The sequence below is a fragment of the Geminicoccus flavidas genome, assembly GCF_009806515.1.
Classification (GTDB): domain Bacteria; phylum Pseudomonadota; class Alphaproteobacteria; order Geminicoccales; family Geminicoccaceae; genus Geminicoccus; species Geminicoccus flavidus.
In genome coordinates, this window is the sequence record NZ_WUJP01000777.1 from 1 (window position 1) to 8,716 (window position 8,716).

Genomic DNA, 8,716 nt, shown 5'->3' on the forward strand with positions numbered 1-8,716 from the left:
TGATCAGCTCGGGCTCGGCCGCGAGTGCACGGGCGATGCTGATGCGCTGCTTCTGCCCGCCCGACAGCTCGCCCGGGAATCGGTCGGCGAAATGGGCGGGCAGCTCGATCCGGGCGAGGAGCTCGGTGACACGGCGGCGCAGTGCGTCCCCGCGCATGCCGAGATAGAAGGTGAGCGGCCGGCCGATGATCTCCGCCACGGTCTGGCGCGGATTCACCGCGACGTCCGGCATCTGGTAGATGAGCTGCAGTCGGCGGCGCTGCTCCTTGCTCCTGCCCGCCAGATCGTTGCTTAGCACCTCGCCACCGAAGCGGACCCGGCCGCTGCGTGGCGGGAGGAGGCCGGTGATCACCCGGGCGAGCGTGCTCTTGCCGCTGCCGCTCTCGCCGACCACCGCCACGGTGGCGGCGCGCTCGACCCGCAGCGACACGTCGAACAGCACCTGCTGTGCGCCATAGGCGGCATCGACCCGGTCTACCGCCAGCACCACCGACCGCTCGTGGCTGCCGTGCCGCTCGTGCGCGCCGCGGCGCACGCTCACCAGCGCTTTTGTATAGTCCTGGCGGGGCTGTTCCAGGATCTGCCGGGTCTCGCCCAGTTCCACCGCAGCGCCATGGCGCAGCACCAGGATCCGGTCGGCCATCTGGGCGACCACCGCCAGATCGTGGGTCACGTAGAGGGCGGCGGTGCCCTGCTCGCGGATGGCGCGGCGCATCGCCGCCAGCACCTCGATCTGGGTGGTGACATCGAGCGCGGTGGTAGGCTCGTCGAACACCACGAGGTCGGGCCGGGTGATCAGCGCCATCACGGTCATGGCCCGCTGGAGCTGGCCGCCCGAGACCTGGTGCGGGTAGCGCTGGCCGAAGCGCTCCGGATCCGGCAGGCCCAGCTTGCCGAACAGCTCGACCGCGAACCGCTCCGCTGCCGCGCGCGGGCCCAGGCCATGGCGGCGATGGACCTCGCAGACCTGGTCGAGCAGCCGGTGCGCCGGGTTGAAGGCGGCGGCAGCGCTCTGGGCGACATAGGCGACCCTGCGGCCACGAATCCCGAGCAGCTGCCCGATCGGCGCACCCACCAGTTCCTGCCCGTCCAGCCGGACGCTGCCGCCGGCAAAGTGGCAGCCGGGCCGGACATAGCCCAGTGCCGCCAAGCCAATGGTGGACTTGCCGGCACCGGATTCACCGATCAGGCCCAATACCTGGCCGCGGTCGACTTCCAGGGACACGCCCTTGACGATCTCAACGCTGTTGCCGTCGACATCGGTGCCGTCGATCCGGAGGTTCTCGATCTGCAGCAGCATGGCGTCAGCCCCGGCGAGAGCGGCGGGAGGCTTGGTCGAGCAGGAAGTCGACCACGAGGTTCACCGAGATGGTGAGCAGCGCGATGCAGCCGGCCGGCAGGAGCGGTGCCGGCAGGCCGAACGCAATCGCCTGGGCGTTGTCCTTGACCATCCCGCCCCAGTCGGCGGCTGGCGGCTGGATGCCCAGGCCCAGGAAGGAGAGCGCGCTGATGAGCAGGAAGGAAAAGCAGAAGCGCACACCGAACTCGGCCAGGAGCATGGGCAGGGCATTGGGCAGGATCTCCTTGCGCGCGATCCACCAGATCCCCTCGCCGCGCAGCTTGGCTGCCTCGACGAACTCCATGACGTTCAGGTCGACCGCGACCGCGCGGGCCAGGCGGAACACCCTGGTCCCGTCGATGAAGGCCAAGGTCAGCACTAGCACCGGCAGCGAGCTGCCCATCACGGAGAGCACCAGCAGCGCCAGGATCAGCGCCGGGAACGACATGAACACGTCGACGATCCGCGACGCCACCTGGTCGGTCCAGCCGCCGGCGATGGCTGCCAGGAAGCCGCATACGGCGCCCACGGAAAAGGACAGGACGGTGATCACCAGCGCCAGGCCGATCGAGCGCTGGGCGCCATAGAGCAGCCGGCTCAGCATGTCGCGGCCGAGCGTATCGGTGCCGAGCGGGAAGCCCGCCGTCCCGATCGGCTGCCAGACATCCGCCACCGGCTCAGCCTCCGGATAGGGTGCCAGCCAGGGGCCGAACGCTGCCAGGAAGGCGAACAGAAGCACCAGCGCCAAGCCCAGCCGGGTGATCCACGGCATCCGCCGCAGCAGCAGCGTGAAGCTCATCGCGGATGCCGCAGGCGCGGGTTGGCCAGGATCGAGACGATGTCCGCCAGCATGTTCAGGCCGACATAGGTGATCGCGAACACGATGGCGCAGGCCTGGATCAACGGGATGTCGCGCTTGGACACGGCATCCACCATGAGCTGGCCCATGCCCGGATAGACGAACACCACTTCGACCAGGATCACGCCGACCACCAGGAAGGCCAGGTTCAGGACCACGACATTGGCGATCGGCCCGATCGCATTGGGCAGGGCATGGCGGAAGATGATCGCCCGACGCGGCGTGCCCTTCAGCTCGGCCATCTCGATATACGGCGCGGATAGCACCTGCACGACCGCCGCCCGGGTCATGCGCATCATGTGGCCGGTCGTCACCAGCGTGAGCGTGAGCGCCGGCAACGCGATCGCCCAGAGCTTTTGGCCGAAGCCGGCGCTGGGCGAGATGCGCGAGATCGCCGGAAACCAGCCGAGCTGCACGGCGAACACATAGACCAGCAGGTAGCCGATGAAGAATTCCGGCATGGAGATCGCGGCCAGTGTCGCGGCGGACGTGGTCTTGTCGAAGGTCCGGTCGCGCCAGAGCGCCGAGAGCAGGCCAAGCGCAATCGCCAGCGGCACCGCGATCACCGCGGCGGTCGCCGCCAGGAACAGGGTGGCCTGCAGCCGCGGCAGCAGGACGGTGACAATCGGCCGCCCGGATGCCAGCGAGTTGCCGAAGTCGCCCACCAGCACGCCGCTGAACCAGCGCCAGTAGCGGAGCACCGCCGGGTCGCCCAGGTTCAGCTTGGCGCGGATCGCCGCCACCGCTTCCGGGGTGGCAGTCTGGCCCAGAATCACCTCGGCCAGGTCGCCCGGCAGGAGCTCGGTGCCGATGAAGACCAGCACCGAGACCGCGAACAGGGTGAGGAGCCCCAGGAGAAGCCGCTTGCCGATCAGGCGTGCGAGATCAGGCATCGAGCCAGACGCGCTCGGGTGCCCGCATGCCGCACAGGCCCAGCTGCGGCGTCAGCTCGAAGTTCTGCACCTCGGCGGTGGAAGCATCCACGAAGTCGTTGAACATCGGGATGAGCTCGCCGCCCTCCTCATTGATCATCCGCTGCAGCTCGGCATACATCTGCGCCCGCTTGGGCCGGTCGAGCTCGGCGCGGGCCTGGACCAGCAGCTTGTCGAAATCCGGCCGGAACCAGTAGGATTCGTTCCAGGCCGCCTTTGAATGATAGGCGATGCTCATCATCATGTCGGCGGTGGGCCGCCCGCCCCAGAAGGTGAAGCAGAACGGCTTCTTCATCCAGACATCGTTCCAGTAGCCGTCGGCGGGCTCCCGGATGACGTCGATGTTGATGCCAGCCGCAGCCGCGTGCTGCTGGTAGAGGACGGCCGCATCCACCGCTCCGGCGAACGGCGCATCGGAGGTGGAGAACGGGATCTTTTCGCCGCCATAGCCGGCCTTCTTCATGTGGAACCTAGCCTTGTCCGGATCATAGGTCCGCTGCGGCAGGTCCGCGGCGAAGAAGGGATCAGTCACCGGGATCGGCTGGTCGTTGCCGACCCGGCCCAGGCCCCGCAGGATCTTGGCCAGGATGTCCTCCCGGTCGGCAGCGTATTTCAGCCCTAGCCGGAAGTCGTTGTTGTCGAAGGGGGCCGTGTCGCAGCGCATCACCATGGAATAGTGGCCGCCACCTGCAGCCCGGTGGATGGTGACGCCGGGCATCTTACCCAGCAGGTCGACCGTCTTGGGGTCGACCCGCTCCATGATCTGGATCTGGCCGGTCTGAAGGGCCGCCGTGCGCGCCGCCGGGTCGGCGATGCCCACGATCTCCACGCTGTCAAGGTTGGCGCGGCCGGTCTTGAAATAGTTCTCGTTGCGCTCGCCGAAGATCCGCACGCCCGGGTCGAACTCGGTGATCCTGTAGCCGCCGGTGCCGATGCCGGATGCCGGGTCCGAATCCTTCTGCATGATGACGAGGTGATAGTCGGTCATGAGATAGGGCAGGTCGGCATTGCCCTCCTCGAGTTCCACGACGACGACATGGCTGCCGTCGGCCCGGAGGTCCTTCACCTGGGTCATGATGCCGGCGGCACCGGACTGGCTGCCCTCGCCGCGGCTCTGGTTCAGCGTCCAGATGACGTCCTCGGCGTCCAGCTCCTTGCCGTCGTGGAAGGTCACGCCTTTGCGCAGGTTGAAGCGCCAGGTCTTGGCGTCCGGCGACGGCTCCCAGCTCTCGGCCAGTTCCGGGACGGCCGAGCCGTCCGTGCCGTACTCGACCAGGCAGTTGCCCCACATGAAGCTGGTGAGCTGGTGGATCGAGGCGGTCGCCAGCAGCGGGTTCAGCGAATCGGTGGTGGCGCCGCCGGTAGCACCGATCGCGACCGAGCCGCCCTTCTTGGGCTCGCCCTGCGCGCGCGCCGCGCCAGGCAGCATGGCGCCGACCGAGGCGCTCGCACCCAGCATGGCCGCGAGCTTGCCGAAGCTGCGCCGGTCCAAGCCGCCCTGCCGCAGCATGCGATCATAGCCGCTGTAAGCATTCATTCTCGTCCCCCCTCATCCATGCGCCCGGCGGCGCAGTATCAATCCTTATATTCGATCAAACCGCAGCGGCAGGTCAGCCCTCCATCCAGACGCGCTCGGGTGCCCGCATCCCGGCCAGGCCGTATTGCGGGCTCAGTTCGAAATTCTTCACCGTGTCCACGGCGGCATCCACGAAATCGTTAAACATCGGGATGAGCGCGCCGCCGTCGTCGCGGATCATCGCCTGGAGTTCGGCATACATCTCGGTGCGCTTGGCCGGGTCGAGCTCGGCGCGGGCCTCCAGCAGGATCTTGTCGAAGCCCGGACGGCGCCAGAACGTGTCGTTCCAGGCGGCGTCCGACTTGTAGGCCACCGTCAGCATCAGGTCGGCGGTGGGCCGCCCGCCCCAATAGGAGACGGAGAACGGCTTCTTCATCCAGACATCGTTCCAGTAGCCGTCGGCCGGCTCACGGATCACGTCGATGGTGATGCCGGCCTTGGCCGCGTGCTGCTGGTAGAGGACCGCGGTATCGACCGCGCCGGAGAAGGCCGCGTCCGAGGTCGAGAGCGGGATCGCCTCGCCGCCATAGCCGGCCTTCTTCATGTGGAACTTCGCCTTGTCCGGGTCGTAGACCCGTTGCTCCAGGTTCTTGGCGAAGAAGGGATCGCCGGACGGGATCGGATGGTCGTTGCCGACCTTGCCCAGGCCGCGCAGCACCTTGTCGACGATGTCCTCACGGTCGGCGGCGTATTTTAGGCCCAGCCGGAAATCGACATTGTCGAAGGGTGCTGTATCGCAGCGCATCAACAGCGGATAGTGGCCGCCGCCGGCAGCACGGTGGATGGCGATGCCGGGAGCACGGCTCAAGAGTTCCACCGTCTTCGGATCGGCCCGCTCCATCACGTTGATCTGGCCGGTCTGCAGTGCCGCCGTGCGCGCCGCCGGGTCGTTGATGGCCAGCAGTTCCACAGTGGCGCAGTTGCCGCGCCCGGGCTTGAAATAGTTCTCGTTCAGCTCGCCGAAGACCCGCACCCCCGGGTCATATTCGGTGATTTTGTAGGGGCCGGTGCCGATGCCTGCCGTCAGCTCCGAATCCTTGGGCATGATGAGCAGGTGATAGTCGGTCAGCAGATAAGGCAGGTCGGCATTGCCGGAATCGAGCGTGATGATCACCGCATGGGTGCCGTCCGCCTTCACGTCAGTGACGGAGGTCATGTAGCCGGCGGCACCGGATTCGGTGTTCTCGCCCCGGTGCAGGTTGAGCGACCAGACCACGTCCTCGGCAGTCAGCTCCTTGCCGTCATGGAAGGTGACACCCTTGCGGATGTTGAACTTCCAGGTCTTCGCGTCGGGCGACGGCTCCCAGCTCTCGGCCAGTTCCGGCACGGCCGAGCCATCGGAGCCGTACTCGACCAGGCAGTTGCCCCACATGAAGTTGGTGGCGGCATGGAGCGAGGAGGTCGAGGGCAGCGGGTTGAGCGTGTCGGTGGTGGCCCCGCCGGTGATCCCGATGGCGAGATCCCCGCCCTTCTTCGGCTCCTCCTGGGCCCCTGCCATGCTAGGCCACAGGGCACCCAACGAAGCGCCAGCCCCCAGCATCGCAGCGAGCTTCCCGAAGCCGCGCCGGTCGAGCGCGCCCTGGCGGAGAAGGTGGTCATAGCTGTCGAAGCGGCTCATCTCATTCTCCCCCGGGGCGCAATATGGTCGGCGGCTGGTGTTAGCGCAGTTCGCGATACTCCGGCTGCTCCTTGTCCAGTATCGCCATCAGGGCCGCAAAATGCCGGTCGTGATGGCCGATATCGCCGTCCCAGGCGGCCTGGGTCACCTGGACGACCTCGTCGGACAGGAGTTTCAGCTTCTGGTTGCGGCCCTCGGCCAGGACCTGCAGCTCGGCGGCCCGCTCCAGATAGTAGAGCCAGGAGAAGGCTTGGCCGATGGTGGGGCCGGTCACGATCGGCCCGTGGCTGGCGAGCAGAGCCACCGGCCGGCCGGCCATGACCGAGGCGATCCGGTCGCCTTCCTGGGCATGGTTGCCCATGCCGTTATAGTTCTCGTCGTAGCCGATCCGGTCGTGGAACAGGCAGTAGGTCTGGCTGATCGGCAGGAGCCGGCCGCCCTCGCAGCAGGCGATCGCGGTCGTGTAGGGCATGTGGGTGTGCATCACCGCCCGGGCATGGGCATAGCGGCGATGCACGGCGCGGTGGATGTGGAAGGCGGTCGCCTCGACCACGCCCTCCCCATCCAGGACCTTGCCGTCGCCATCGATCAGCAGCACGTCGGCGGCGGTCAGCATCGACCAGTGCTTGCCGTAGCCGTTGATCAGGAAGCGGTCGTCGTCCAGCGCGAAGCTGAAGTGATTGTCGATCGCCTCGTTGAAGCCGAACTTCGCGGCGAGGCGGAGGGCTGCGGCCAGCTCGATCCGGTGCCTGCGGACGTCCGCCGCCTCACCGAGCTGCGCGACCTTGTGGTTTTCGGCCGGCACCGGCACCTCCTCCTCGTCATTGGTTCCTTCCGAGTGACCTTACGAGTTTTGGAAGCCCGATCAATTGCGATGCGGACAGGCGGCATCGTCAAGGCGACATTGTCCGCCTACAAGCCAGGCTTGATGATCCGGCCGCGCTGCCGCCCGCCGGCCGACCCTAGCCCGGCACCAGTGCCACGGAACGCTCGTCGAAGGTCACCCAGGCCTCGGCACCCTGGGGGATCATCGCTCCTCCGGCCGGCACCGTCGCGAACAGATGCCCGACCGGGCCGTCCAGCTCGTATTCCAGATGGCTACCCAGATAGATCGCGTGGCTGACGCTCATCCGGTTGGCGGCCTCGACCGGCTCCGGATGGACCCGGATCGCGTGCGGGCGCACCGCGAGCGTGGCGGCGCCCGGCGGCAGGGCGCGGCTAGGCAGCTCCAGCGTCGAGGTTCCGGCCCGCACCGTCGCCCGCCCGCCCTCGACCCGGGCGATCTCCGCGGGCAGGAGGTTGGCGTCGCCGATGAAGTCCGCGACGAAGCGCGAGGCCGGCTCTTCGTACAGTTCGCGCGGCGTGCCGGTCTGGGCGATCACCGCCTGGTTCATGACGATGATCCGGTCGGAGACGGCCAGGGCCTCCTCCTGGTCATGGGTGACATAGATCGAGGTGATGCCCAGGCGCCGCTGCAGGTCGCGCAATTCCTCGCGGACCTTGCGGCGCAGCTTGGTGTCGAGATTGGACAGGGGCTCGTCGAACAGGAGCACCTGGGGCTCCAGCACGATGGCGCGTGCCACCGCGACCCGCTGCTGCTGGCCGCCGGACAGTTCGGCCGGCAGGCGCTCGCCATAGCCGGCGAGGCCGACCGTGGCGAGTGCCGCCTCGGCGCGCTCGCGCACTTCCGCCTTGGGCCGCCGCGTCACCGACAGGCCGTAGCCGACATTCTCCAGCACGGTCATGTGCGGGAACAGGGCATAGGACTGGAACACCATGGCGACGTCGCGGGCGGTCGCCGGCAGGTGGGTGACGTCCTGGCCCTCGATGAAGATCCGCCCGCCGGTGGCCAGCTCCAGGCCGGCGATCATGCGCAGCGTCGTGGTCTTGCCGCAGCCCGACGGGCCCAGCAGGGTCACGAGCGTGCCGGCCTCCACCGCGAAGCAGACGTCGCGCACGGCGACCACCTTGCCATAGGCCTTGGTGACTTTCTCGAACCGGACGCTGGCGACGCTCACGAAGCTGCTCCCACGGGCGAGGCCACCGGCACGGCCGAGCGGCGGCCGAGCCGCCGCTGGCCGACCAGCAGCTGGAAGATGCCGATCACCACCAGCATGACCAGGATCAGGACGGAGCTGTAGGCCACGGCGATGCCGTACTCGCCGTTCTCGACCCGGCCTAAGATGTAGGTGGTGGCCATCTCGTAGTTGGCGGACACCAGGAACACGACGGCACTGATCGCGGTCATGGCGCGCACGAAGCTGTAGACCAGTGCCGCTAGGATGGCCGGGCGGAGCAGCGGCAGGACGATCCGGCGCATGGTGGTGAAGCTGGACGCGCGCAGCGTCAAGGACGCCTCGTCCAGGCTCTTGTCGAGCTGGCTCATGGATGC

Annotated in this window: 8 protein-coding genes; all 8 read right to left on the minus strand. The window is 67.7% G+C overall.

From position 1 onward, the window contains the following. Window positions 1-1,300: ABC transporter ATP-binding protein (locus tag EQG76_RS22365; protein WP_159716528.1), on the minus strand; the 1,300-nt coding region annotated here is incomplete at its 3' end. 4 nt (window positions 1,301-1,304) lie between these two features. After that, window positions 1,305-2,138 carry an ABC transporter permease gene (locus EQG76_RS22370; RefSeq protein ID WP_159716529.1) on the minus strand — a complete coding sequence of 278 codons (834 nt, stop codon included), beginning with the start codon at window positions 2,136-2,138 and terminating at the stop codon, window positions 1,305-1,307. Then, entirely contained in the window at window positions 2,135-3,091 is a 957-nt protein-coding gene (locus EQG76_RS22375) for an ABC transporter permease (protein ID WP_159716530.1), read from the minus strand. The genes EQG76_RS22370 and EQG76_RS22375 overlap by 4 nt, the downstream gene beginning before the upstream one ends. Further along, the gene (locus EQG76_RS22380) at window positions 3,084-4,667 is read right to left on the minus strand and encodes an ABC transporter substrate-binding protein (protein ID WP_200841028.1); all 1,584 of its coding nucleotides are present in this window, start codon (window positions 4,665-4,667) and stop codon (window positions 3,084-3,086) included. Before EQG76_RS22380 ends, EQG76_RS22375 begins: the two co-directional genes overlap by 8 nt. A gap of 73 nt (window positions 4,668-4,740) precedes the next feature. Next, window positions 4,741-6,324: an ABC transporter substrate-binding protein gene (locus EQG76_RS22385; RefSeq protein ID WP_159716531.1), complete on the minus strand. Its 1,584-nt coding sequence runs from the start codon at window positions 6,322-6,324 to the stop codon at window positions 4,741-4,743. A 40-nt stretch (window positions 6,325-6,364) separates the two neighbouring features. Continuing rightward, window positions 6,365-7,129, minus strand: coding sequence for a class II aldolase/adducin family protein (locus tag EQG76_RS22390; RefSeq protein ID WP_159716532.1), 765 nt, complete (start codon window positions 7,127-7,129; stop codon window positions 6,365-6,367). 157 nt (window positions 7,130-7,286) lie between these two features. Then, the gene (locus EQG76_RS22395) at window positions 7,287-8,342 is read right to left on the minus strand and encodes an ABC transporter ATP-binding protein (RefSeq protein ID WP_159716533.1); all 1,056 of its coding nucleotides are present in this window, start codon (window positions 8,340-8,342) and stop codon (window positions 7,287-7,289) included. Then, window positions 8,339-8,716 (minus strand): ABC transporter permease subunit (locus tag EQG76_RS22400; RefSeq protein ID WP_159716534.1); only part of this gene is annotated, 378 nt, incomplete at its 5' end. The genes EQG76_RS22400 and EQG76_RS22395, both read right to left, overlap by 4 nt.

Bases quoted from the DNA above. Each gene is read 5' to 3' on its own strand.
- EQG76_RS22380 (WP_200841028.1), bottom strand. From the start codon at position 4,667: ATGAATGCTTACAGCGGCTATGATCGCATGCTGCGGCAGGGCGGCTTG.
- EQG76_RS22370 (WP_159716529.1), bottom strand. From the start codon at position 2,138: ATGAGCTTCACGCTGCTGCTGCGGCGGATGCCGTGGATCACCCGGCTG.
- EQG76_RS22375 (WP_159716530.1), bottom strand. From the start codon at position 3,091: ATGCCTGATCTCGCACGCCTGATCGGCAAGCGGCTTCTCCTGGGGCTC.
- EQG76_RS22385 (WP_159716531.1), bottom strand. From the start codon at position 6,324: ATGAGCCGCTTCGACAGCTATGACCACCTTCTCCGCCAGGGCGCGCTC.